This window comes from Bradyrhizobium agreste (assembly GCF_016031625.1).
Classification (GTDB): domain Bacteria; phylum Pseudomonadota; class Alphaproteobacteria; order Rhizobiales; family Xanthobacteraceae; genus Bradyrhizobium; species Bradyrhizobium agreste.
The window spans coordinates 41,013-65,449 of the sequence record NZ_JACCHP010000028.1; the positions used below are offsets into that span (position 1 = coordinate 41,013).

Annotated in this window: 14 protein-coding genes and 3 pseudogenes; 10 read left to right on the forward strand and 7 right to left on the reverse strand. The window is 63.5% G+C overall.

The window, feature by feature from the left end; translation table 11 throughout:
* Positions 1 to 53 precede the first annotated feature (53 nt).
* The 4 genes and pseudogenes from HZZ13_RS32300 to HZZ13_RS37705 all read left to right on the forward strand — a co-directional run.
* Positions 54 to 1,244, forward strand: a complete 1,191-nt coding sequence (locus tag HZZ13_RS32300; RefSeq protein WP_197963489.1) for a CaiB/BaiF CoA transferase family protein — start codon at positions 54 to 56, stop codon at positions 1,242 to 1,244.
* A complete protein-coding gene (locus tag HZZ13_RS32305) occupies positions 1,241 to 2,176 on the forward strand; it encodes a hydroxymethylglutaryl-CoA lyase (protein ID WP_197963490.1) in 936 nt (311 codons plus the stop codon). The genes HZZ13_RS32300 and HZZ13_RS32305 overlap by 4 nt, the downstream gene beginning before the upstream one ends.
* Positions 2,177 to 2,269 (forward strand): annotated as a pseudogene (locus HZZ13_RS37700) (hypothetical protein); the annotation flags it as partial.
* Between the two features lie 209 nt (positions 2,270 to 2,478).
* A pseudogene (locus HZZ13_RS37705) lies at positions 2,479 to 2,583 on the forward strand (hypothetical protein); the annotation flags it as partial.
* 31 nt (positions 2,584 to 2,614) lie between these two features.
* On the opposite strand, the gene HZZ13_RS32320 reads toward HZZ13_RS37705, so the two are convergent.
* The 6 genes from HZZ13_RS32320 to HZZ13_RS32345 all read right to left on the reverse strand — a co-directional run bounded on the left by HZZ13_RS32320 (position 2,615) and on the right by HZZ13_RS32345 (position 14,163).
* On the reverse strand, positions 2,615 to 4,444 hold the full coding sequence (locus HZZ13_RS32320) for a diguanylate cyclase domain-containing protein (protein WP_197963513.1): 1,830 nt from the start codon (positions 4,442 to 4,444) through the stop codon (positions 2,615 to 2,617).
* Between the two features lie 360 nt (positions 4,445 to 4,804).
* Positions 4,805 to 6,979 carry a glycosyltransferase gene (locus tag HZZ13_RS32325; RefSeq protein WP_197963491.1) on the reverse strand — a complete coding sequence of 725 codons (2,175 nt, stop codon included), beginning with the start codon at positions 6,977 to 6,979 and terminating at the stop codon, positions 4,805 to 4,807.
* 12 nt (positions 6,980 to 6,991) lie between these two features.
* A complete protein-coding gene (locus HZZ13_RS32330) occupies positions 6,992 to 8,272 on the reverse strand; it encodes an HlyD family secretion protein (protein WP_311972798.1) in 1,281 nt (426 codons plus the stop codon).
* 320 nt (positions 8,273 to 8,592) lie between these two features.
* Positions 8,593 to 11,922: an adenylate/guanylate cyclase domain-containing protein gene (locus HZZ13_RS32335; RefSeq protein WP_197963492.1), complete on the reverse strand. Its 3,330-nt coding sequence runs from the start codon at positions 11,920 to 11,922 to the stop codon at positions 8,593 to 8,595.
* A 287-nt stretch (positions 11,923 to 12,209) separates the two neighbouring features.
* Positions 12,210 to 12,725, reverse strand: coding sequence for a hypothetical protein (locus tag HZZ13_RS32340; RefSeq protein ID WP_197963493.1), 516 nt, complete (start codon positions 12,723 to 12,725; stop codon positions 12,210 to 12,212).
* A gap of 412 nt (positions 12,726 to 13,137) precedes the next feature.
* Entirely contained in the window at positions 13,138 to 14,163 is a 1,026-nt protein-coding gene (locus HZZ13_RS32345) for an AraC family transcriptional regulator (protein ID WP_197963494.1), read from the reverse strand.
* A gap of 187 nt (positions 14,164 to 14,350) precedes the next feature.
* Between HZZ13_RS32345 and HZZ13_RS32350 the strand changes: the two genes are divergently transcribed.
* The 4 genes from HZZ13_RS32350 (at position 14,351) to HZZ13_RS32365 (ending at position 18,598) form a co-directional block, all read left to right on the forward strand.
* Positions 14,351 to 14,800, forward strand: a complete 450-nt coding sequence (locus HZZ13_RS32350; protein ID WP_024339447.1) for a cupin domain-containing protein — start codon at positions 14,351 to 14,353, stop codon at positions 14,798 to 14,800.
* Between the two features lie 100 nt (positions 14,801 to 14,900).
* Positions 14,901 to 16,391, forward strand: coding sequence for a flavin-containing monooxygenase (locus HZZ13_RS32355; protein ID WP_197963495.1), 1,491 nt, complete (start codon positions 14,901 to 14,903; stop codon positions 16,389 to 16,391).
* 70 nt (positions 16,392 to 16,461) lie between these two features.
* Entirely contained in the window at positions 16,462 to 17,535 is a 1,074-nt protein-coding gene (locus tag HZZ13_RS32360) for a hypothetical protein (RefSeq protein ID WP_197963496.1), read from the forward strand.
* 67 nt (positions 17,536 to 17,602) lie between these two features.
* The gene (locus HZZ13_RS32365) at positions 17,603 to 18,598 is read left to right on the forward strand and encodes an NAD-dependent epimerase/dehydratase family protein (RefSeq protein WP_197963497.1); all 996 of its coding nucleotides are present in this window, start codon (positions 17,603 to 17,605) and stop codon (positions 18,596 to 18,598) included.
* A 171-nt stretch (positions 18,599 to 18,769) separates the two neighbouring features.
* Here the strand turns inward: HZZ13_RS32365 and HZZ13_RS37460 are convergent.
* Positions 18,770 to 19,870, reverse strand: a pseudogene (locus tag HZZ13_RS37460) (alpha/beta hydrolase family protein); the annotation flags it as partial.
* 194 nt (positions 19,871 to 20,064) lie between these two features.
* Between HZZ13_RS37460 and HZZ13_RS32375 the strand changes: the two are divergent.
* Both HZZ13_RS32375 and HZZ13_RS32380 read left to right on the forward strand, forming a co-directional pair.
* Entirely contained in the window at positions 20,065 to 21,258 is a 1,194-nt protein-coding gene (locus tag HZZ13_RS32375) for an efflux RND transporter periplasmic adaptor subunit (protein ID WP_197963498.1), read from the forward strand.
* A gap of 12 nt (positions 21,259 to 21,270) precedes the next feature.
* Entirely contained in the window at positions 21,271 to 24,423 is a 3,153-nt protein-coding gene (locus HZZ13_RS32380; RefSeq protein ID WP_197963499.1) for an efflux RND transporter permease subunit, read from the forward strand.
* Positions 24,424 to 24,437: the final 14 nt, after the last annotated feature.

Genomic DNA, 24,437 nt, shown 5'->3' on the forward strand with positions numbered 1-24,437 from the left:
AAGAGAAATCTTCTATAGGAGATTTTGCGGCACCAGCGGAGGAGAGGTTCGAGATGGAAGGTCCACTTGCCGGCATTCGCGTGCTCGAGCTCGGCACGTTGATCGCCGCGCCTTTTGCAGCACGGCTGTTCGCCGAGTTCGGCGCCGAGGTGATCAAGATCGAGCAGCCGGGCCAAGGCGATCCCTTGCGCAAGTGGCGCAAGCTGCATCAAGGCACCTCGCTGTGGTGGTACCTGCAATCGCGTAACAAGAAATCGATCGCGCTCGATCTCAAATCGACGGATGGCGTTGCAATTGCGAAGGCACTCGCGGCCAGAGCGGACGTCGTCATCGAGAACTTCAGGCCGGGCGCGCTCGAGAAGATGGGCCTCGGCTGGAACGTGCTTTCGGAGCTCAACCCGAAGCTGACGCTGGTGCGCATCTCAGGCTATGGACAGACGGGCCCCTACCACGATCGGCCCGGCTTTGGTGCGATCGGCGAGGCGATGGGCGGACTGCGCTATACGACGGGAGACCCCCAATCTCCACCTGCGCGCACCGGCATCAGCATCGGCGACAGCCTCGCCTCACTGCATGCGGTGATCGGCGCCTTGATGTCGCTGCTGCACGTCAGGACCGGCGGCGAGGGGCAGATCGTCGACGTCTCGCTGTTCGAAAGCGTGTTCAATCTGATGGAGAGCCTCGTCCCGGAATACGACCTCATGGGCCATGTGCGCGCGCGCAGCGGCGGCTCGCTTCCGGGCATCAGCCCATCCAACACCTATCCGACGAGCGACGGCAGTTACGTCGTCATCGCCGGTAACAGCGATGCGATCTTCAAGCGGCTGATGACCACGATCGGCAGATCCGATCTTGCCGCGGATGGGACGCTTGCGACCAACGACGGACGTGTGGCGCGCAACGCCGAACTTGATGCAGCGATCGCCGATTGGACCCGTCGGCATACGGTTGCGGAAGCGCTCGAGGCTCTCGAAGCGGCCGGCGTGCCCGCGGGACGCATCTATTCGGTCGCCGACATCGTCGACGACCCACACTATGCCGCGCGCGAGATGATCGTTCCGACCATCCTACCCGGCGAGGTGTCCGTGAAGATGCCTGGCATTGTGCCGAAGCTCTCGGGCACCCCCGGCACGATTCGCTGGAGCGGCCCTGAGCTCGGCGAGCACACCGAAGTTGTCCTTGCCGAACTCGGCAAGACCGAACAGGACATTCGGGAGCTGCGGCAGCGTGGTGTCGTCCAATGAACGCCACACCTGATATCATCATTCAGGAGGTCTGTCCGCGCGACGGCCTCCAGATCGAACCGGTCATCGTGTCAACGCAGCGCAAGGTCGCGCTGATCGACCGCTTGTCGGCGTTCGGCTTTCGCCGGATCGAGGCGGGCTCGTTCGTCTCGCCCAAGGCGGTCCCTGCCCTCGCCGATGGAGAGGCCGTGTTCCGTTCGATCGTCCGACGTAAGACCGTGGTCTTCGTTGCCCTTGTCCCCAATCTCAGGGGCGCCGAACGCGCGCTGGCGGCCGGTGCCGACGAGCTGAATTTCGTGATGTCGGCGAGCGTGACCCACAACCGCGCCAATATGGGCATGGACCACGAGGGCTCACTATCGGCCCTGGCCGAGGCCGCCGCAGCGACCGCGGGGCGCATTCCTGTCAATGCGACCCTCGCGACCGCCTTCGGTTGTCCATTCGAAGGCGAGCAGGACGAGGGCAAGGTGCTGCGCCTGATCGAGGCATATCTTTGCTTTGGCGCACGAAGCATCACGCTTGCAGATACCACGGGCATGGCGAATCCGAAGCTCGTGAGGCAGCGCGTCAAGTCCGTGCTCGGTCTCGTCCCACGCGAGGCGTTGACCTTGCATTTCCACAATACGAGGGGACTCGGACTCGTCAATGTGATGGCCGCTTTCGACGCAGGCGCGCTCCGTTTCGATGCGTCTCTGGGCGGTCTCGGCGGCTGCCCGTTTGCGCCGGGCGCGTCGGGCAATGTCTGCACCGAAGACCTCGTCAATCTCTGCGAGGAGATCGGCCTGAACACCGGCCTCGATCTCGCAGGCCTGATTGCACTGTCCCGTGAATTGCCGTCGATCGTCGGACATCCTGGGCCGGGACAGGTCGTCAAGGCGGGCCGCTCCTGCGAGCTCCATCCGGCTCCGCTCAGGATCACGCTGACGGACTAGGCCGCCGTCGTCCATCGCGCCGTGTTCTCCGGCAAGCGCTGGAACAACGAGGTCTATCCGCTCCTGCGCGATTTCGTGCACGTGAATTCGTGACCGACATCCCCTAGATCGCAGGCCGTCCCGCTAGGCACGCGGCGTCGTCAACGCTCTTGCCTGAGCAGCTCTGTCGCCTGCTCGACTTCGGGAAAACTTCGTTCGGCATCGAATTGGGCGAGCACGGGAGCGAGCACTTCGAATGCCGCGCCCGCGCGACCACGCCTCTTGTGCAGGCGCGCAAGTCCCAGGGCGCTGCGCAGCTCGAAAATCACATTCAGGCCGGCGTCGGCCATTACGGCGTGTTCTCCGGCAAGCGCTGGAACAACGAGATCTATCCGTTGCTGCACGATTTCGTGCACCTGAATTCGTGAGGGTCACGCCGCGGCGCACGAGAGCTGCTCTTCAAGCCCGTATCGCGCTGGACCACGCGATGACTTGCCCTGACATCACAAGGCGGTTGCGTCCGCTCTCCTTGGCGGCGTAGAGCGCCTTATCCGCAGCCGCTATCAACGACGTGCAATCTGCCTTGTCGCCGAACGACGTATGTGTCGCGCCACCAATACTGAGGGTGACCTGCTTGGATGGCGAGTTGAGCGCGTGCAGGATGCCGAGGTCCTGAATCGCTTGCCGGATTCGCTCGCCGACCTGCTCGCACCCTCCCGCGTCGGTATTTGGTAGCAGCAAGGCGAATTCCTCACCACCATACCGAGCGGCCAAGTCTGCCGGCCGCCTGGCCTGCTCCGCCAGGACCCCAGCGACCGAGCGGAGACATGCATCGCCCGCCTGATGCCCGTACTGATCATTGAAGCTCTTGAAATGATCGACGTCCATCAGCAACAGTGACAGAGGCCTTCCTTCGCGCCTGGCCCGGTCCCATTCCGCCTCTAGCCGCTCGTCGAAGTGTCTGCGGTTCGCCAACGCCGTCAGGCCATCCGAAATGGCGAGAGCCCCCAGCTTTTTCTCGAGATCCTTGTGCTCGGTCACGTCGCGCGAGATCGCCACCACGCCGTTGATGTCGCCACTCTGCGGACTCCTGGTGATGCGCAGCGCGGCTTCGATCCAGATTTCTCCTTTCTCTCGATGACGAGTGCGATACGCGATTCTCGCCTCCTCGGCTTCGCCGTTCTTCAACGCGGCGATCGTGTGCTCAACCCGTGCTAGATCCGCGGGATTTATGCCGGCGAGGGCTGACGTATCCACCAATTGGTTCGGAGCCCAGCCAAGAATACGAGCGCTGGACGGTGACGCATAGAGGATCTGTCCATCAACCCCTATGCGCATGACCATGTCTCCCGACGCCTCCGCGAGGAGGCGAAAGTCGGCCTCCTTGGCAACCAGAGCAGCGGCCATCTTTTGCCGTTGGTGCAACTGATGCACCAGCAAGAGCCCCGCGACGGCGAGCCCACATGTCAGCCCCAGTACCGCTGCGACGCGTGTTAGCGCGGCGCCGCGCCAGGGGGCCAAGACGTCATCTTCCGATTCTGTGGCAACCACGAGAACAGGGTAGCGACTGCTGAGTTGATAAAAGCTCAGACGCCGGACGCCGTCGAGAGGCGACGTGAAGTAGTAGGCGTCGGCAGCCGGCCGCTCGCGGATTTTCTTGAAGAGCGGAGCACTCGATAGATCGCGGCCCGTATATCCGTGGTCCGGGCTACGTGCCAGGACAACGCCGTCAGTGGCCGCCAGCGCAATTGAGCCGTTCTGGCCAACGTCGAATCCGCGATAAAACTGCAGAAAATAGTCGACATCGATCGTTGTAAGGGCAACTCCGGCAAAACGGCCGTCAGGATGATTGAAGCGCCTCGACGCGGTGATGATCCATTGTCCGCCCGACTTGCTCTTCACCGGATGTCCAATGAAGGTTCCCCGTTCGGGCACGGCACGATGATGCTGGAAATAGTCTCGGTCGCTGTTGTTGAGACCGGCGAAATCCAAGGGCTCGCTGGTTGCAAGCCAGCGGCCGGTCTCGTCATAGACGAACACGGCACGGATCCGGTTCGCGGCTTTGCGTCGGGTCAGCAAGGTCTGAATCTTGCCGATTGCCGCTGGGCTGATTCCTTCGAGCTCGAGTTGACCGACCAACATGTTTAGAACGGTGTCCGCGAGCTCGAACGTGTCGTCCGCGTGCTGCGTCACCGATCGAGCCAGATTCGCCATGTCCGTTTCGGCGTTCCTCAGCACCGCCAGTCGCGAGGACCACTCGCGCCAGCCGCTGAGCGCGACAATCGCCATGCAGGCGACCGCCACAAATACCGAGGCCCAGAACGTCAAACGCGCTTGGCGGGGATCGCTGCCGTGATCGGTCAAGAGATGTTCCCTCCACCCCTGGAACCCCAGAGCCTTGGGTAAGACAGGCTTGCTTATTTCGATCCAGGTTTGTGGCAGAACCTAGAAGGAGACTGACGACATTCACAGTGGGCTTGCGCGCAATCGACCAGCTGCGGACCGGTCGACGGACCCAACAGCAATCAGCTCAGCTTGATGGCCTAAGGCATGATCCGGAAAAGTGAGCAGCTGTTTTCCGAAAAGATCATGCTCAAACAGAGCGCTAAAGCGCGCTGGCGATTCGACCTGAAGCCATCGCGCATTAGCTTAGAGCACCGTGCCGGCTACCGGGCCAAAGCCAGATTCAGTGAAACTTGCCGGATGCCCGCTTCGAACTCCCGCAAGATGTGCCAAATCGTCGATCCGCGGTTGAGGTCGAATGAGCAGGCTCTCTGCCGGCAGACGCTCAGCCGGCAAAAGCGATGCGGGCTTGGCGCCGTTTGTAACAATTTGAGGCAACGGCGCGGCCATTGACCAGATGTTCTTGAGCATCGTCCTGTTCACCGAGCACGCGACGGCACCGTTCCCCTTCAGGCGGGCGACGGTAAAGAGCTTGCGGATCAGCAGGTCTCGTTCAAGCGATTGCGGCAATTTGAACTGCACCCCGACGAGCTGGCCTCTTTGTTGCACAATCATCGCGTCGATCCAGCCCACCTGCATGATGTGCATGCGCAGCGGTTCTCCGGGAGGAGGACCGTCAATGCTGGAACCGAGCAGGACGCCGGCGCCGGAAAGGGAGATGTTGCTCACGCGCCCGGAAAACCGCTCGCCGGTCTCAGTCTCGATCAAGACTGATTCGTCGACATCGAAACGCTCCTCGGAACGCCCCATCCGCGCCTGCAGCGAGGTCATGCAGACGAAGAAAAGCACGACGATGTTCACGACCGACCAGAAGGCGACCATCGGCAATGCGGCCGGATGATCGATGATGCGCCATTCCGGGATGGTGTTCAGAACCAGACCGATAACAGTCAGCGCTATGAGAGCCGCCGACGGCCAGAATATGTCCGCGGCGTAGCTTGAGCACCGTGCTGCAGCACCCTTGGGCGTCACCCTGAACGCATGTCCCTTCGGCTTGACGAGAGTCCCGAGCACCGTCGGCAGGAGCTTGAAGCTTTGGATAGTCGCCGATACTTGAGCGGCGAGCGGAAAATGTTCGTGCGGCGCGAACCAGGAGATGCCGCCGTTGAGCACCAGGATCGCGGGGAACAAGTAGTAGAAGACCGACTCAGGGGTGACGTCGACGACAGGCGCTAGCCCAGTCCACATGAACACGATCGGAACCACCACGACCGCGAGCGCGCGCAGGCCCATTGAGAGCCAATGCGTAGGGAAGAAGAGGAGCCGTTGCATCAAACCCAGTCCGGGGCCGAGCGGGCCGGCGGCGAGATACAGCGTCTGGATCGCGCCACGCGCCCAGCGTTGCCGCTGCACGAAAAAGGCGTCAAGGCTTTCTGGCGCCAAGCCGATCGCCAGCGGCTCGCGAAGATATCGGGTTATGTATCCTTTGCGTAGCAGGACCAGCGTCAGCAGAATGTCTTCCGTAATGGACTGGGTCGGCAGGGCATCTCCGATTGCGTGGAGTGCTCCACGCCGTGTGACGGAGTTGGAACCACAACAGAAGGCTCCATCCCAGCCGTCGCGCGCGGGCATGATGGAATCGAAGAAGAACCGTTGTTCGTCCGGCAGTCCCCTATGCAGGCCGAGATTCGCCTGCATCGGGTCCTCATTGTAGAAGGTGTGCGGGATCTGAACGATCCCTATCTTTGGATCGGCGAAGAAGCCCATTGTGCGCATCAGGAAATTGCGCTGCGGCACGAAATCCGCATCAAAGATCGCGAAGAACTCGCCACTAGTCTTCGTCAGGGCATGATTGATATTGCCGGCCTTGGCATTTACGTTGTCGGCGCGCGTGAGATACCCGGCGCCCTTTTGCTCGCAGAGTTCCTTGAGCCAAGGCCTGCGACCATCATCCAGGACCCAGACCTGGAAGTTTGGATAGTCCAGGCACAGCGCGCCGGTGATCGTCTTTTCCAGCACCTCGAATGGCTCGTCATAGGTCGGAATAAGGACGTCGACCGAGGGCAGCACGTCATCCGGCAGGCTGCGAAGCCGACGTTCGTGCTGATCAGCTTCACTGCGGCGATCAGTCCTGCGAAGAAAAGTCAGATAGAGAATGAACTGATCCGTGAAGGTCAGAAGCTCGACGAGGAGACAGAACCAGATCCAGCCGACCTGATACCAGGTCCCGCTTGCCGGCAGCACGGTGGAGAAAATACGCCATTCGAGATAGCGGGCAACCACGAGCCAAACCGCGACAAAAACCGCGACACGTGCCCAAAGGCGCGCGACTGGAAAGGTCGGCGCCAACAGGTACATCGCGGCAAAGCTGATCAGCATCGGCGCGAACAGCTGAGAGAAAGGCAGAGTCATGGCCTGCATGGAACATCTCCCTCACAGGGGCGACTGGTCGAGCTCCAGGCGAGCGGTCAACCACTTCAACTTCGAGCTGACCAATCGCAGCAGGCCGTCGGCTCTGCGCTCGAAGCGCACTTCAGCCAACCGTCCGATATCGCAGGAGCCGTTGCTGTCGGCCGGCGTCACATTCGGCGGAAGCGATATCTCAACGGTAATGTTGCCCGGATCAGGCCGCGGCACCCGAGCCGCAAGCAGCCGATCATCGCCGTACGCGGCCGATCCGCGGACCTGCCGGATCTGGCCGCTCTTCCATTCGCGACTCCCAATCAGGCGGACGGTAGCCGCATCTCCGGCCTTGATCTTCTCGAAATCGCGCTCGGGCAGTTCAACAACGATGAATCGGCGTTCGCAATCTGCAAAATCGAAGACCGATTGCCCCTCCGTCACCATCGAGCCCGGGCTGGCCGCGACCGACCAGACCACATGGGCGGCGGGCAAGGACAGATCGTAGTGATCGAGACGATCAAGCCGAGCGCGCTCCTCTGCGATTTCCGCGGCCAGCTGCGCGGAACGTGAGCTGTTTTGCAATTGGTCTGTCTCGAGCTCCTGGCGGCGGAGAACAAGTCGCTCGCGTTGCTGCTGGGAATAGGGCACGTCATTGGCATCGCCGCGAAGATAGATGCCCTTCTCGGCCGCCCCCAACTCGGTCCTGAGGCGCCGCAGGCGTTCGTCGGCCATCTGGCAGCGCGCTGCGGTTGCCTCCTGCGAGGCTTGGGCCTCACCGGAGCGGATCTGCGAACTGACGCCGAGCTTCACGAGCCTCTCCATCCGGCCCGCGACATCGTTCCGCTGCCGCGCCTCGGCGAGACAGCCGCCTTTTTCAGCTTCCGTTTCTCCGATCTCGTGGCTCAGGCGCGCTACCATCCCCAAACGATGGTCCTCGCTGCGCTCGCGGAGCTTGCGATCGAGCTCGGCGATTTCCTCCAGTTGCCGGCGTGCCAGCTCGGCGCGCTTGGTGGACACGGCAAGCTGCTGATCGAGGTCCATGAGGTGCCGGCGATCCGGCGAACGCGCCTCGATCAGCGGCACCACCCGGGTGCGCTGGAAATATTCGCCCTTGCGTGGAAGATCAGGCGAGAGCTGACCCGCGATCGGTGCAGTCACCCGCATGAGCTCGGCATTGACAAATGCGGAAGGAGCGATTCGGTAGGTCACATACGGTAACAGCGCCCATCCGCCCAGAGCGATGATTCCGAGCGCCAGGGATCGGCGAACAATCCGGCTGCGGATGATACGTTCGACATGCAAGCGAACCACGACTGGATCTCCAAATGGGCTTTGGTCGCTCCGCCTGCCCCTTCGAAGGCAAGCCAATCGCCGCATGGCCCGGGCGTTGGCTTGAAGCCTGCGCCTTGAGGCAATGAGCAATCCGACAACATTGCTGCTGATCGAAAATCAGGATTCGCCGCCGCAGCAGATTCGTCTCTCGCAACCACGAGAAGCATATCCAGCTTTCACCACAACAGGTTAAGACGTGTCAAAACCGGAGAACTACGGCTCCGGAATCGAGAACAAGATGCCGACCTATTCTGGCTTGAAGTCGGCGCGGCGCTCGTACCGATCGAATGGCGGCGCGGCTAACGCCCATTCCTGAGCAGCTCTTTCGCTTCCGCGAATTCGTGAAGACCATGCTCCGCCTCGAATTGAGCGACCACGGGAGCGAGCACTTCGGATGCCGCACCCGCGCGACCACGCCTCTTGTGCAGGCGCGCAAGTCCAAGGGCGCTGCGCAGCTCGAAAGTCTTCGTCTGCTGGCCTCGTGCAATTTCCAGCGCTCGCGTGAGAGCGTTCTCGGCACCGGAATCGTCCGCGGGGTCTTGCCGCAACAAAAGCTCGCCGTGGACGCGGTGCAGCTCGGCGTCAAGCCAACGCTGACCGGTCTGTCGCGCCCATGCAATCAGCTCACTCAAGATTTCGAGCCCGGTTTCGACCTGGCCCACCTCGGCGTCCGCCATGGCGACATGCATTCCCCAAAACGGTTCGCAGAGGTAGCAATCGTTCTCGTGCAGCAAGGTCCAGCCGTGACGCATGTCTGCCAAACCAGCCATTCGGTCTCCAGCACGCCACTTGGCGAGGCCGTTGAGGTAGGTGCCGGCGGCGACGTACAGCGGCATCGTATGGTCGCGTGCGAGACCGAGCGCCAGGATCGTCTCTGTCTGCTGCAACATGCCCCCGCATACCCCATCGAACACGGCGCGATGAACCAGTGCATTGGCCTGGGACAGCGCCCGTTTCTCGCCCGGAGTACCCACCGCGTCCGCGGCGAGCTCGCGCGCACGAGCGGTGCTACCGAGCGGCCAGAGCACCAGGGCGAGAAATCGCATGATCACGAACGGGAGATCCAGCGCCGAAGCCCTGAAGGTCGCGGGCTCTGGTTCGGCCCGATAGATCGCCAGCGCCCGCTCAAGATGCGTACGCGCGTTCAAATACTCGCCGGCGAACCAGCAGGTCACGCCGCCGGTCCAATGGGCCACGACGGCGGCCACCGGCGAATCTGGCCGCCGCTCAGCGGCGCTCCTGATGGCATCCGCCAGCTCCCGCATCGGAGCAAGTTCGCCATGCGTCAGGCAGGCATTGAAGAGCCCGGAATGGACCGGCGCAAGTTCAACGGGATCATCGATACCGGCCGCGAATTGTCGCGCGCGCGTCCATGCCGCGACGGTTTCCGGAGCGCTGTGGCCGAGGCTGCCCCGCAAGGCACGGCCATATGCGATCTGAAGATGCAGCCTGCTCATCATCCGGCGGGACTCGTCAGGCAATTGATCGGCGATCGCAATGGCCTTGCCGAGATGCGCGATCGCCTCGGAATAGGCCGAGCGTTTCAACGCCTGCTGGCCCGCCTTGCGCCACCATTCGAGGGCGACTTCGCTCAGCCCCGCCTCGGTGAAGTGGTGCGCCAGGACTTCCGGCTCGGTCTCGGCGACGACTGGAAACTTCTCGCGCAGGACATCGCCAATTCGTGTGTGAAGCACCTGCCGTCTGCTCTTGAGCAGACTCTCGTAGGCCGCTTCCTGAACAAGGGCGTGCTTGAAACTATAATTTGCCTCGGGCGGCGTTCCATGACGCAACAGCAGTTCGGCCTCTTCAAGCTGAAGAAGCGCAGCGCTCAGCGTCAAATCATCACGTCCCGCCACGGTTTTCAGCAGCGCGTATGAGAAGTCACGGCCAATGGCGGCGCCTATCTGGGCCACCTCCTTGACCGGAGCGAGCCGGTCAAGCCGCGCCATCAGCGAATCCTGCAGCGTCGCCGGAATGGCAAGCGGCGGCAACGGGCTATTCAGGCGGTAGCGCCCGGCATCTTCGACAAGTAGACCGGACTCCAGCACCATCTTGGTCAACTCCTCGACGAATAGCGGGATGCCATCGGTCTTGTCGATGATCTGCTTCATCATCTCGCGGGGCAGCTGGCGGCCGACGACGACCTGCTCGACCAGCGCGCGCGTGTCCTGCCGATCGAGCCGGTCGAGCCGCAACAGACTGACGTTGGCAAGGCCCAACCAGGAGGGCTCGAACTCCGGCCGGGACGTCAAGAGCACGAGTATCGGCAGTCCTCTGATCCGATCAACCGCGAGATCGAACAGCTCAAGTGTCGTGGCATCGGCCCAATGCATATCCTCGCAGATGATCAGCAGCGGCTGGTCTCGCGCCAGTCCCTCAAGCTGATCGAGAAGGGCGGCAAATGTCTGTCGCCGCTGCTGCGCCGGGCTCAAGCCGAGGGGCGGGCAATGGTTGCCGGTGGGAATCGAAAGCAGAGCCGCAATGAGCGGTGTCGCCCGGGCGACCTGCTGGGTTCCTATTGCGAGCATTGCCTCGAGCTTGTCGAGCTTTTGATCCGGCGTGTCGTGCGAGCGAATTCCGGCGGCGCGCTCGAGCTGCGCGACAAAGGGATGAAGCGCACTGTTGGTGTGGTAAGGCGAACACTGATACCGCACGCGACGGTGCGTCCCCAATGAGGGGCTTTCGGACAGCGTTGCCACAATACGCGACTTGCCAATGCCCGCTTCGCCGGAAATCAATACGATCTGGCCCCGGCCCTGCCATGCCTCCCGCTGGCGCGAGAGGATGAACTCGATCTCGTTCTTGCGGCCGACAAAACCGATCGAGCGCGCGGCACGGACTGCCTCGAAGCGACTCTCGGATGCGGCCGCTCCTTCCACCGCCCAGACTGCGATGAGGTCTGCCATTCCCTTGACCTCACGGCGGCCGAGATTGCGAAAGGTGAAGAGATCGCCAAGCAGCCGGCGCGTCGATGACGCAACGACGACGACCCCCGGCTCCGCCAGGCTCTGGAGCCGGGCGGCGAGGTTTGGCGTGTCGCCGATGGTTGCGTGCTCCTCCGACGCATCTCCGCTGACGAGGTCGCCGACCACCACAAGTCCGGTCGCAATTGCGATCCGCAGTTCAGCTCGTTCGTCAGTCCCTGTTTTGAGCTGGCCTATCGCGGAGATCATGTCGAGGCCGGCGCGCACCGCACGCTCGGCATCGTCTTCGTGAGCGCGCGGATAGCCGAAATAGACGAGTATTCCGTCACCGACGAATCTGGCTATCCTGCCATCATAAGCAGCAACCACGCTCGCGCAGGCTGCCCGATAGGCCCGGATCACCTCCCACATATCCTCGGGATCGAGACGCGCGGAGAGCGCAGTCGAGCCGACCAGATCGCAAAACATCACGGTAAGGTGACGCCGCTCGGCGTCCTGAGGAGGAACGGGCGATGCGATCAACGCGGCCGGATCGAGGTCAGCGATAGAACGCAGCATTTTGCGGCGATGGCCGAGCAAGACTCCGAGCTTATCGAAGTCCTCGTCCATCAGTTCGGGAAGGACGCCTATGTCGATCCCATTTTGGGCAAAACGCTCTGCGTATTGCCCAAGCCCCAGCTTCCCGAGCCACTCCGCAATCTGCATTGGCTCCACCGATCGTGTGGTTGGCGGTTAGCAGAATTTTGGACCACGGCGCGCGGACAATATACCAACACCGCCATGATGGCACGCCTTGTTTGTTGCGCGATAACCTAGGTTTCTCAATGCCGATATCGCAAGCTGTGACGCTGCTCGAGGCGAACGACTCTGCTACCAAACATCGCTGGCACGCAGCATTGGAGGCAGAGGTTGCGATCAGTTCGTCGCGGTCCTTTCCGAACCAAAACCGACACTGCGGCTTGCGCCAAGCGGATGTTTTCCGCGACTGTCCTTCATTGCTCGCTGATCGGCGCTTCATAACTGCGAGCCATCGTGCCCGCCGCAACCTGGAGCGAAGAGCCAACCACCCAGCAGCCGGCAACAAAGCCGATCAGGCCGTTAGGCAGGTTTTGATCAAGGACAAGGATGCTGACGGACAGCGTTGCGGCAATCGCGGCGCTGAACGTTCCGGCCGCACTCATGATCTCAGCCGGCTCGGAACCATTCCATTCTTCCGAGATGTTCGACGTCCGCCTCCGCGCGATATTGCCGGACAAATCAATACCGAGATAATAGCTGAGAGCTCCATAGAGCACTGTTACCAGCACGATCCAGCCGCTTTCAAACAGTCCGGCTTTCTGACGTAACAGAGTCGCACCAACATAGAGGCCGCCGGAGGCCCCAACAGCGGCCAGCCCGATTCTTTCGAGAAGATGGGCCGATTTGATCAGACTGGAACGGGCAATCCGAAGATTGGTGACGCGCCTTGTTGCAGAGAAGGCGCTGGAAATTGCGCTGCTTATCTTCATAGGAGCTCCTTCTGAGTAAGTAGCAGCCTACCGGCCGACCCCGAACAGAAGCTGCGTGAGTTGCGCGATGCCCTTTCATTCCAATTTCTGAAGGATCTTTGCTGAGTGATGGGACTGGCTTTGCTCATGAGCGAGACGGAGCCAATCCAAAGCTGCGAGCATGTGGCTGCGCAGGCATTGCATCTCACCCGTGTTTGAAATGATCCGGGTGCGGCAATTTTCGTTGCAAGAGTGGTAATCCGGAAAGAGAGCGATTGAGTATGAAGCGGTTCACACAGTGCTCGCCCTGTCGCTCTATTCGGATCATAATTTCCGGAGGATGCGTCTCCATTGTCGCGATAACGCACGGCGAACACGCTGGATCTGCAACGCGTGGTTGGTGCGCCCGGCATCTACGCGCGGTGACATGGACCTAGCTCAACCTTCGCCGCAGCGTGGCCGATGGCGTCTCGCCGAACTTCTCGCGATAGGCGCCGGCCATACGGCCGAGATGGGTGAAGCCGAGATCGAACGCGATCTCGGTGATGGAGGCATCGGGGGCGGCATGCGCGAGGCGCGCGTTAAGGCCGGCGAGACGCATGTCGAGCAGCATCTGCGAGATCGACACGCCGAAGTGACGGCGGAAGCCGAGCTGCAGCGCGCGAATGCCGATGCCGGAGGCGCAGGCAAGCTGCGCGAGGTCGAGTGGCTCGCCGGCATTGTCGGCAAGGTGATCGCGCGCGGCGCGGAGCGCGCGCGGCAGGCGCTCGGCCTGGCCTGAGAACGTTTCAATCGCATCCGAGTGGCTATGCCGCTGCCCATTGAGCAGATGATCGAGCAACGCTTCGCGCCAATCGGCCATCGCGGCCGGCGAGAGCCGGCCTGATGGTCCGAGACGCTCGGCGAGTGCCATCAACTCGGCGAGCCTCGTCTGCAGAGCCCGCCCGGACGGTGCATCCAGCTCGATCACCGGATCGAACTCGACCACCCCGGCCGGCCTGCCCGACAATGCCGCGGCGCGCTGCTCGACCATGCGGCGGTCGAGCAGCAGGATTGCCTGTGCGCAATCGCTCCACATCATCCGGGTCGGAATGTTCGGCGACAGCAGCGACGCCGTCCGTCCCGGGGCCGCATCGAGCTCGCAATCACCAGCACGAATGCGCGCGCTCCCAGCGAGCGGGACCTGCACCAGGAAGAAGCGCTCGAGGCAGCCCGGATCGATGCTGACCGATCCGCCATAGGCGACGTAATTGATGGAGAAACCCTCGAACGCCGCGCAATTGTGCCGGGCCGAGAAGCCGGCCGCCCGCGCCTGTGTCGGCTTGAGATCATGCGGGCAGAAGATGCGCCCGATCTGCTCGGCCGCCTCGTCGACGTCGTCCGTGCTGACGCGGGCGAAGCCCGCAAGCCGTTCGGCTGCAGAGGCTGTTGCGCTCATTTCCTGCTCGGCTGCGGACATCGTCGACCATGCTTCGCGCCCGGAATTACTTTAAGCCTATAATAGTTCCGCGGGGGCGAAAAGGGCCGTAGCTCGTAAATTCGTCGTGCTGCACGGCAATAGCGCACCCGGATTCGTTTAGCGGATAGACAGGCGGCCCGTCCTCGGCCGATGCTCCGTCCCCGCCGGAATCCAAGAGGAGCAAGCCATGACTGCACTCGAAAAAGGCATTACCGCGAACGGCACAGGCTACGGCGGCAAGAGCTGGAACATCCTGGGCCAGGTTTATTTCCCCAAGGCCGTCACCGACTCCACATTCGCGTTCGAGACCAACAGCGATCCCGGCCAGTTCGTGCCGGTGCACATCCATCCGACCCAGGACGAGTTCATCCTGGTGCAGGAGGGCACGCTCGATCTCAAGCTCGACGGTCAATGGGTCAAGGCTCATGCCGGCGACCTCGTGCGCATGCCCCGCGGCATTCCACACGGCTATTTCAACAAGTCCGACAAGCCGTGCCGGGCGCTGTTCTGGGTCTCGCCGATGCAGAAGCTGGAGGCGCTGTTCAACCAGTTGCACAATCTGACCGACCCGGCCGAGGTCGTGCGCATCTCGGCGCTGCATGAGGTCGACTTCCTGCCGCCCGAGGCCAACGACTAGGCGGCCGCCTCCTCGTCCACCTTCATCTGCTTGCAGCCCGGCCGGCCGCGCCTTGCGGCCGAACGCGGCCGCTTGCGCGCCAAACACATTGAGCAATCCCATGGTCAGCCCAAAACATGTCTGCGTGATCGGCGCCGGCGTCTCCGGCCTTGCCGCCGCGAAAGCATTCTCCACCCGAGGCCACCGCGTCTCGATCGTCGAGCGCAGCTCAGATCTCGGCGGCGTCTGGGAGCCGGCGCGCTCCTACCCTGAGGTGCAGACCCAAAGCCCGAAGGAGCTCTATCGCTACACCGACCGCGCCATGCCGGAGGCCTATCCGGAATGGCCGACCGGGCCGCAGGTCCACGCCTACCTCGCCGGTTATGCCAAGAGCTTCGGCCTCGACCGCATGCTGCGGCTCAACACCGAGGTCGCCGGCATGGCGCGCCGTGCCGACGGCAGGCCGGGATGGACGCTCGCCTTGAAGGACAAGAACGGCACGACCACGAACGAGGATTTCGATTTCGTCGCGGTCTGCACCGGGCAGTTCAACGAGCCGCGCGAGCTGCATTGCCCCGGCGAGGACGGCTTTCTGGCGCAGGGTGGCCAGATCCTGCATTCGTCGAAATACGGCGATCCGACACTGGCGAAGGGACGCCGCGTCGTCGTGCTCGGCGGCTCGAAGTCTGCAACCGACATCGCCGTGAACGCGGTGAAGTCAGGCGCGCGCGAGGTCACCATCGTGATGCGCGAGCCGGTCTGGCGCATTCCCTATTTCATTGGCGGTCTCGTGAATTTCAAGCGCATCCTCTACATCCGGGCGCAGGAGGAGATGTTTCCGCCCTGGGGCATCGGCGCGATGGGACGGCTTGCGCACCGCATCGCTGCACCGCTGGTCTGGGCCAACTGGCGCGGGCTGGAGAGCCTCTTGAAGGCGCAGCTGAAGCTCGGCCGCTGCAACATGGTGCCGAAGGAGCGGATCGAGGACGGCGTCAATTGCTCGGTGCCGATCGCAACGCCGGGCTTCTATCCGATGGTCGCCGACGGCCGCATCAAGGCCGTGTTCGGCACGTTCGACCACTACGAAGGCGACAGCATCGTGATGAGCGGCGGCGAGCGCGTGGGCGCCGACGTCGCCGTGCTCGCGATCGGCTACAAGCTCGGCGTGCCCTTCCTGCCCGAGGTCTACCGGCAGAAACTGGTCGATGCCGACGGGCAGTACCGGCTCTATCGCCTGATCGCCAACCCCGATCTGCCTGAGCTCGGCTTCGTCGGCTTCAACTCCTCGTTCTGCACCGTGCTCTGCGCCGACCTCGCGGCCAACTGGCTGGTGCGTTATGCCGACGGCCAGCTCGCCAACCAGCCGACGGCGCAGGCGATGCGCGACAACATCGAGATGATGCTGCACTTCAAGCGCGTCGAGCGGCCGGCGGCAGGCGTCTATGGCGGCCTCTGCGTTGCGCCCTATCACTTCCGCCATTTCGACGAGTTGATGGCCGACATCGGCGCGAAGCAGCAGAAACGCGGCGGACTCGCAGGCCGCTTTCTGCCGCCGGATGCGGATGCTTACGCCAAGTTCCTGGCGACGGCGCCGGACTACCGGGCGGCGTGAGAGGAGAATTGCGGCGGCTCGCCTCCGACGTTTACGATCTCCCTGGCCATCGAATCGACGGGAACCAGCCATGGGATCGAGACGACTTGCCGCCGTAGCATTTGCGGCTGTTGCCTTCTTCGTCGCGGCGCCCGCCATTGCGCAGAAGGCGGCGCCGACGCCACAGCAATCGGACGCGCTCGCAGCTTACGAGCGCGCGCTCGGCGACTTCAAATCCATCCTCGCCGAGCGGCGGCGCCAGATCGAGGCGAAGGAGCCGCTGCCGAACCTGCCGGGACAGGCGCTCTATCTCGCGCGGGTCGCTGTGATCAGTGCTTACAAGGACCTCACCGACGTCATGCCGGCGCGGATCGGCCGGCCAAACAAGTTCGAGATTCCTCCGGCCTATTTCGATGCCGAGATCGAGCCGCTGATCGACGAATACGGCAGGCTGTTCGATCTCATGGAGGCGCCGCCTGCCAGCGCGCAGAACTCGCCGACGCCGTTCAAGGACGTCGTCGATCTTGCCGTTGCGATTGCGGGCGCCAAGGGGCTCGCCGGCGAACATGCCGAAGCTGCCGGGCGGATCAGCCTCGGGCTGTTCTTTGCCGAGACCAATGGCAAGCAGAATGTCCGCAATGCACGCTCGAACACCTATATGGGCAGCTTCCAGACCGGCCCCTCCGAAGACCGTAGCGGCAGGCGGAAATGGGAGGCCATCAAGAGCGACATCGCCGCGATCGATCCGCACGTGAGCGCGCGCGACGACAAGGAACAGGCGCGCGCCCGCGGCACCGATCACCGCTTCAACCACTGGACCAACGTGCGCAACGGGTTGATGAATGCGCACGCCGATCTGTTTCGTGATATCCCGGAAATCGTGAAGACGCTGCCCGACCCGATCGACCAGATGAAGCTGTTCGAGCTGATCCAGATCGTTCCCACCCCGACACGGTCCGCGCTCAAATCGGGCGATCTCCTGAATTACCGGGTGTCCAGCCCGACGGTCATGAAGCACCTGCGCAACAACAGCATCTTTGCGTTCGGACGGGCCGACCGGGCGAAAACCTCGGCAAGCTACCGCGAGATCCTCGCCGCGATGTGGCTGTTCAACCGGAAGTTCGATAAAGCGATGGCGAAATACGCGGAGATCAGGGCGCGCTGAGGAAGCGGGTTGCAACTGCCAGCGCAGGTTGTAGTCTCGCGGTGGCATCAATCACGCGGACCTTTTCATGCGCATTCTCGTTCTCGGCGGCAGCCAGTTTCTCGGCCGGGCGATCGCGAGCCATGCTTGCGCTGGCGGTCATGACGTGACCTGCGCGGCCCGCGGCCTTGCGGGACCGATTGCCGCCGGCGCCCGCTTCGTGCGGATCGACCGCGACCTGGCCGACGGACTTGCGCCGCTCGCCGGTGAGACATTCGAGGCCGTGGTCGATGTCTCGCGTCATCCCGGCCAGGTCCGCCGCGCGGTCGCCGCGCTGAAGCGGCCGGGCGTGCATTGGACCTTCGTTTCGACGATCAGCGTCTACGCCGACAACCGCATCCCGGGGCAACGCGCCGACACCGCTCCCCTACGCGAGCCTGTTACAGCGGATATCGAGCACAGCACCGAGGCGATCTACGGCGCCGCCAAGGTCGCCTGCGAACAGGCGGTCGGCGATGATGCCTTCATCTGCCGCGCCGGCCTGATCGCAGGGCCTGAGGACCCGACCGGACGGTTCGCCTACTGGCCGGCGCGGCTTGCGCGCGGCGGCGAGGTGCTGGCACCGGGGTCGCCGGAGGACGCGGTCCAGTTCATCGACGTGCGCGATCTCGCGCAGTGGATCGTGCATGCGGCAGAGACCGGTCTCACGGGCATCTATGACGGGATCGGGCCGATCCGCACGCGTGGCGAATTCCTGAGCGAATGCGCATCCGCGCTGAACGCATCCTGCACCTTCACCTGGGTCGATCGCGCCTTTCTGGAAGCGCATGACGTCAGGCGCTGGGCGGGCCCGCGGTCATTGCCGCTGTGGCTGCCGTTGCCGGACTACGCCGGCTTCCTGACGCGCGATACCTCGCCCGCACGCGCGGCCGGATTGACCTCGCGACCACCGGGAGACACCGCGCGCGATACGCTTCTTTGGCTCCGCGCCAACAACGGGCCCGTGATCGGACTGACCAGCGACGAGGAGAAGGACGTGCTCGCCGCCTGGCATGCGCGAGACGCTGAGAACATGCGCCCGTAAGCCGGCATGTCTAGTGCTGCCGGTGAAGAGAGACGAGGAATTCGTCGGCAATCGCCTGCCACCGGTCGGGATAGAGCCGCAGCAAGTGGCCATCGCCGGGGACGCCGTGAAGGAGCTCGAAGCGCGCGCGTTGCCGCCTGCGGCCGCGAATGCCTGCTGATATTCGCGGATCAGATCCTCCCTGTAGAGGCGATCGTTGTCGGAATAGAGCCAGAGCTGCTTGACCGCAGCACTGGCGCCACGCCCGGCATTCGCATAATAGGACGTCGTCACCGGTCCGTAGGGGTACCAACCGCCGCAGAAATTCACCACACCCAACACCTCGCCGGGCTTGAGGCCGGCATAGTGCATGGCGAGAAAGCCGCCGCGCGATTGGCCCGCGAGCAGCACCGCGCCCGGCTTGACGCCAGGCAGCGTGCGGCCATAGGCAATCGCGGACTCGAGATCCTCGACGGCCTCCGCGACACCTGAGGAGACATCGATGAGGCTGCCGTCGTGATCGCGCCCGAAGGTTTCCTCACCGTTGATGCCCTCGGAGCTGCCACGTCCGCGACGCATCAGCGCCAGCACCGCAAATCCATTGTCGCGCAGCCAATGCGCCTCGGTCGAGAACGACCAAGACCTGAGCTGGTTGCGGCCGACGTCAGATCCATGGGTGAAGATCGCGAGCGGTGCCGGACCATGCCCCGACGGCGGATAGAAGGTGCCCTCGAGCGTGATCGGCCGCGCACCATCGGGCGTTCGAACCATGAGATGCGGAATCCGCACGCGTTCTCCGGGCCATGGCCAGTCGTTCGGCCGCTCGCCCGCGGACAGGCGCGCCGGATTGGCGCGGACCAGCACTCCGGAGGAGACGGCGCCATTCTTGAGCGTGGCCGTCATGTACAACCGGTCGGGACCATCGAAGGCATAACGGAAGATGCGAAACCCCGTCATGGTCAGCACACCGTCAATAACCCTCGCCCGGTCTCGCCACCATTCGCGATTCATGCCGTTGAAGGCCGAGTCCGAGCGAGCAAACACGAGGTCTGCATGCCCGTCCGCCTTGACGCGCTCGACCACAAGGATGTGCCGGTCATCTTGCCAGGTCCCGATCCAAGCGCCCTGGAAGCGAGCGATCTCGGGTGGCACGTCGGCCGCCGGCGCCTCCATCTCGAACCGCGGCGGCAATGGGACGATGGTTTCAGGATCGACCGTCAAGGGTTGGGCCTGAGCACTCTGCATCATCAAGACCAGGGATACGATCGAGGTTGCAATCCAACGTCCAAGCATGTGCGCCCAACTGTGTTTGACACAATTCTGATCGATCGTGTGCACCGTGGAAAGCGGTTTGTACTGACAAAACTGCCAAAGGCCACGGCTGGGATCGCAGTGCAAGGCCCGTGACCGCCATGGCTATGGTGTTCCACGACCGTGCATTTGTTGGTAGCCTGCCGCACCGACAGACAGCAATCGGGGACCACCGAATGACGCGCGCGAATCCCACCTCTCCCGCACGACGCAATGAAGCGTGGACGCGTATCGGGCAGGTCCTTTCCACTGCCGCCGCCGTGATTGTGCTCGCCGGCTGCGAAGACAAGAACACGTTCGTGGCGCCGCCGCCGCCCAAGGTGGACGTCGCGACGCCGGTGCAGCGCCCCGTGACGCGCTATATCGAGGCCACCGGCAACACGGCACCGATCAAGAGCGTCGATCTCGTCGCGCGCGTGCAGGGCTTTCTGCAAACGATCGACTATCAGGACGGCGCGTTCGTCAAGCAGGGTACCCAGCTGTTCACGATCGAGCCCGAAACCTACAAGCTCAAGCTCGAACAGGCGCAGGCGGCCGAAACCGGCGCGCAGGCCTCGCTGCGGCAGGCGGAAGCCGATTACAAGCGGCAGGCCGAGCTGGTGCAGCGCCAAGCCGTGTCGCAGGCAACCCTCGACACCTCGACCTCGAACCGCGACAACGCCCAGGCCAATCTGCAGCAGGCCCAGGCCAACACCAGGCTCGCCGAGGTCAATTACGGCTACACCAAGGTCACGGCGCCGTTCGACGGCATCGTGAGCGCGCACATGGTCTCGATCGGCGAGCTCGTCGGCGTTTCCTCGCCGACCCAGCTCGCCACCATCGTCGCGATGGATCCGATCTATGTGAACTTCACCGTCAACGAGCAGGACGTGCTGCGCATCCGCGCCGAGGCGGCCCGCCGTGGACTGACGCCCGCAGACATGAAGCACTTCCCGATCCAAGTGGGGTTGCAGACCGAGACCGGCTACCCGCATGAGGGCAAGCTCGACTACGTCTCGCCGACCCTCAATCAGTCGACCGGCACGCTGGCGGTGCGCGGCCTCGTTCCCAACGACAAGCGGGTGCTGCTGCCCGGCTATTTCGTCCGCGTCCGCGTGCCCTTCGACCAGGAGAAGAGCGCCCTGCTCGTTCCCGATACCGCGCTCGGCAGCGACCAGGGCGGCCGCTATCTGCTGGTGGTCAACGGTGACAACATCGTCGAGCAGCGCAAAGTGCAGATCGGCCCGGTCGACAACGGCCTGCGCGTGATCGAGAGCGGCCTGAAGCCGGAGGACCGCGTCGTGACCGCGGGGCTCTTGCGCGTCATTCCGGGCCAGAAGATCGACCCGCAGGTGACGAAGATCGAGCAGACGCAGGCCTCGAGCAAGTAAAGGCTGCCAGCCATGATCTCAAAGTTCTTCATCGAGCGGCCGGTCCTCTCGAACGTCATCGCGCTCCTGATGATCCTGATCGGCGGCGTCGCGCTGTTCAACCTCGCCATCGCGCAATACCCCGACGTGGTGCCGCCGACCGTGCAGGTCACCACGCGCTATCCGGGCGCCAGCGCCAAGACCGTGATCGACACCGTGGCGCTGCCGATCGAGCAGCAGGTCAACGGCGTCGAGGACATGCTGTACATGCAATCCTACAGCGGCTCCGATGGCACCTACACGCTGACCGTCACCTTCAAGATCGGCACCGACCTCAACTTCGCGCAGGTGCTGGTGCAGAACCGCGTCTCCAGCGCATTGTCGCAATTGCCGCAGGCGGTGCAGAACCAGGGCGTCACCGTGCAGAAGCGGTCGACCTCGATCCTGTTGTTCGTGACGCTGACCTCGCCGGATGCGAGATACGACAGCCTCTACTTGAGCAACTACGCCACCATCAACATCCGCGACGAGCTCTCCCGCCTGCCGGGCGTCGGCAACGTCACCGTGTTCGGCGCCGGCCAGTACTCGATGCGGATCTGGCTTGATCCCAACAAGCTGCAGGTGCGCGGCCTGGTGCCGCAGGACGTCATCAACGCAATTCAGCAGCAGAGCCAGCAGGTCTCAGCCGGCCAGGTCGGCGCGCCGCCAACGCCGCCGGGACAGGCGTTCCAGTACACGCTGAACGTCAACGGACGGCTCGACGACGCCGGCCAGTTCGAGAACATCATCGTCAAGACGGGATCGAGCGGCGACGTCACGCGGGTGCGCGACGTCGGCTGGGTCGAGCTCGGCGCGCAGACCTACAGCCAGATCTTCTCGCTCAACAAGCAGCCGGCGGTCGGCATCGGCGTGTTCCAGTCGCCGGGCGCCAACGCGCTCCAGGTCGAACAGGCCGTCGAGAAGAAGATGGCGGAGCTCGCCAAGCGCTTCCCCGAAGGCATCAAGTACGACACGCCGTTCGACACCACCAAGTTCGTCGAAGCCTCGGTGCACGAGGTCTACATGACCCTGATCGAGGCCGGCCTCTTGGTGCTGGTCGTCATCCTGGTCTTCCTGCAGGACTGGCGCGCGATGCTGGTGCCGGCGACGACCGTGCCTGTCACCATCATCGGCGCCTTCGCGGCCATGGCGGCACTCGGCTTCACCATCAACATGTCGACGCTGTTTGCGATCGTGCTCGCGATCGGCATCGTTGTCGACGACGCCATCGTCGTGGTCGAGGGCGCCGCGCACAATATCGAGCAAGGCATGAACGGCCACGACGCCGCGATCCGCGCGATGGATCAGCTGTTCGCGCCGATCGTCGGCATCACGCTGGTGCTGATCTCGGTGTTCCTGCCGGCTTCGTTCCTCGCCGGACTGACCGGGCGCATCTATTCGCAATTCGCGCTGGTGATCGCCGCGACCGCGCTGCTCTCCGCCATCAACGCCGCGACCTTGAAGCCGACGCAATGCGCGCTGTGGCTGCGGCCGGCGGTGCCGCCGGAGCAGCGCAATTTCTTCTATCGCGGGTTCAACGCGGTCTACAACCGCGTCGAGCGCGGCTACACCAGGCTGATCACGTTTCTGGTCAAGCACGCCACCATCTCGGTCGCGTTCGCCCTGCTGGTCATCGCAGCCAGCGGCTATGGCCTGTCGCGGGTGCCGACCGGCTTCCTGCCGATCGAGGACCAGGGCTATCTGATCGCCGCCGTGCAGTTGCCCGACGGCGCCGCGCTGGAGCGGACGCAGGCCGTGCTCGACAAGGCGAGCGGGCTGATCAAGGACACACCTGGCGTGGCGCAGGTCATCACCATCGCCGGCATCTCCGCGCTCGACAACAGCGCCAGCCTCGCCAATGCCGGCGTCGCCTACATCATCCTGAAGGACTGGGACGCCCGCAAAGGGCCAGGCGAGGATCTGCGCTCGCTGGTCTATGGTCTCAACGACAAGCTCGCCACCATCATGGAGGCGCGCACCATCGTGCTGCCGCCGCCGCCGATCCAGGGCATCGGCAACGCCGCCGGCTTCTCGATGCAGGTCGAGCTGCGCGACGGCAACAGCGACTTCGCCAAACTGCAGGCGATCACCGGCGCGATGGTCTCCAACGCTCAGAGCCAGAGCGCGCTGCAGCGCGTGCAGTCCTCGTTCCGCTCCTCGGTGCCGCAATTCAACGTCGAGATCGACCGCGTCAAGACCCAGACGCTCCACGTGACGACGGATCAGGTGTTCTCGGCGCTGTCGACCTATCTCGGCTCGTCCTATGTCAACCAGTTCAACAAGTTCGGCCGCGTGTTCCAGGTCTACACCCAGGCCGATCCGGCCTTCCGCGTCACCGAGCGCGACATCGCCAACATGCAGGTGCGCAACTCGAACGGCGACATGATCCCGATCGGCACCGTCGCCAAGATCACGCCGGCCACCGGTCCGTCGCTGATCAGCCTCTACAATCTCTATCCGTCCTCGACCGTGATCGGGCTGCCGGCGCAGGGCTACTCCTCCGGCCAGTCGCTGAAGCTGATGGAGGAGATCGCGGACAGGACGCTGCCGCCCGGCACCGGCTATGAATGGACCGCGATGTCCTATCAGGAGAAGGCGGTCTCGAACCAGATCTACTGGGTGTTCGGGCTCGCCATGCTGCTGGTCTATCTCGTGCTCGCCGGCCAGTATGAGAGCTGGTACGCGCCGGTCTCGGTGATCCTCGCGGTGCCGCTGTCGCTGCTCGGGCCGATGCTGATCCTCTCCGCCCTCAAGATCGACAACAATCTCTATTGCCAGATCGGCCTGATCCTCCTGATCGCGTTGTCCGCCAAGAACGCGATCCTGATCGTCGAGGTCGGGCTCGAGCTGCACGGCCGCGACGGCAAGCCGATCCTGGAATCCGCCATCGAAGCCGCGCGCGCCCGCTTCCGCCCGATCCTGATGACGTCGTTCGCCTTTATCCTCGGCGTCGTCCCGCTGGTGCTCGCCACCGGCGCCGGCGCCAGCGCGCGCAAGTCGATCGGCATCACGGTGTTCTCGGGGATGCTGGCCTCGACCTGCCTTGCAGTGCTGTTCGTGCCGGCGTTTTTCGTGGTGGTGCAGCGCTTCGAGAACTGGCGGGCGAGCAAGAAGGCGGGGAAGGTTGCGGCGGTGGCGGCGAAGTAGGCAACCGCTTTCAA

What these genes read in the sequence shown, in the direction of transcription:
- HZZ13_RS32300 (WP_197963489.1), top strand. Translation starts at nt 54, where the DNA reads ATGGAAGGTCCACTTGCCGGCATTCGCGTGCTCGAGCTCGGCACGTTG.
- HZZ13_RS32305 (WP_197963490.1), top strand. Translation starts at nt 1,241, where the DNA reads ATGAACGCCACACCTGATATCATCATTCAGGAGGTCTGTCCGCGCGAC.
- HZZ13_RS32320 (WP_197963513.1), bottom strand. Translation starts at nt 4,444, where the DNA reads ATGGCGATTGTCGCGCTCAGCGGCTGGCGCGAGTGGTCCTCGCGACTG.
- HZZ13_RS32325 (WP_197963491.1), bottom strand. Translation starts at nt 6,979, where the DNA reads ATGCAGGCCATGACTCTGCCTTTCTCTCAGCTGTTCGCGCCGATGCTG.
- HZZ13_RS32335 (WP_197963492.1), bottom strand. Translation starts at nt 11,922, where the DNA reads ATGCAGATTGCGGAGTGGCTCGGGAAGCTGGGGCTTGGGCAATACGCA.
- HZZ13_RS32340 (WP_197963493.1), bottom strand. Translation starts at nt 12,725, where the DNA reads ATGAAGATAAGCAGCGCAATTTCCAGCGCCTTCTCTGCAACAAGGCGC.
- HZZ13_RS32345 (WP_197963494.1), bottom strand. Translation starts at nt 14,163, where the DNA reads ATGTCCGCAGCCGAGCAGGAAATGAGCGCAACAGCCTCTGCAGCCGAA.
- HZZ13_RS32350 (WP_024339447.1), top strand. Translation starts at nt 14,351, where the DNA reads ATGACTGCACTCGAAAAAGGCATTACCGCGAACGGCACAGGCTACGGC.
- HZZ13_RS32355 (WP_197963495.1), top strand. Translation starts at nt 14,901, where the DNA reads ATGGTCAGCCCAAAACATGTCTGCGTGATCGGCGCCGGCGTCTCCGGC.
- HZZ13_RS32360 (WP_197963496.1), top strand. Translation starts at nt 16,462, where the DNA reads ATGGGATCGAGACGACTTGCCGCCGTAGCATTTGCGGCTGTTGCCTTC.
- HZZ13_RS32365 (WP_197963497.1), top strand. Translation starts at nt 17,603, where the DNA reads ATGCGCATTCTCGTTCTCGGCGGCAGCCAGTTTCTCGGCCGGGCGATC.
- HZZ13_RS32375 (WP_197963498.1), top strand. Translation starts at nt 20,065, where the DNA reads ATGACGCGCGCGAATCCCACCTCTCCCGCACGACGCAATGAAGCGTGG.
- HZZ13_RS32380 (WP_197963499.1), top strand. Translation starts at nt 21,271, where the DNA reads ATGATCTCAAAGTTCTTCATCGAGCGGCCGGTCCTCTCGAACGTCATC.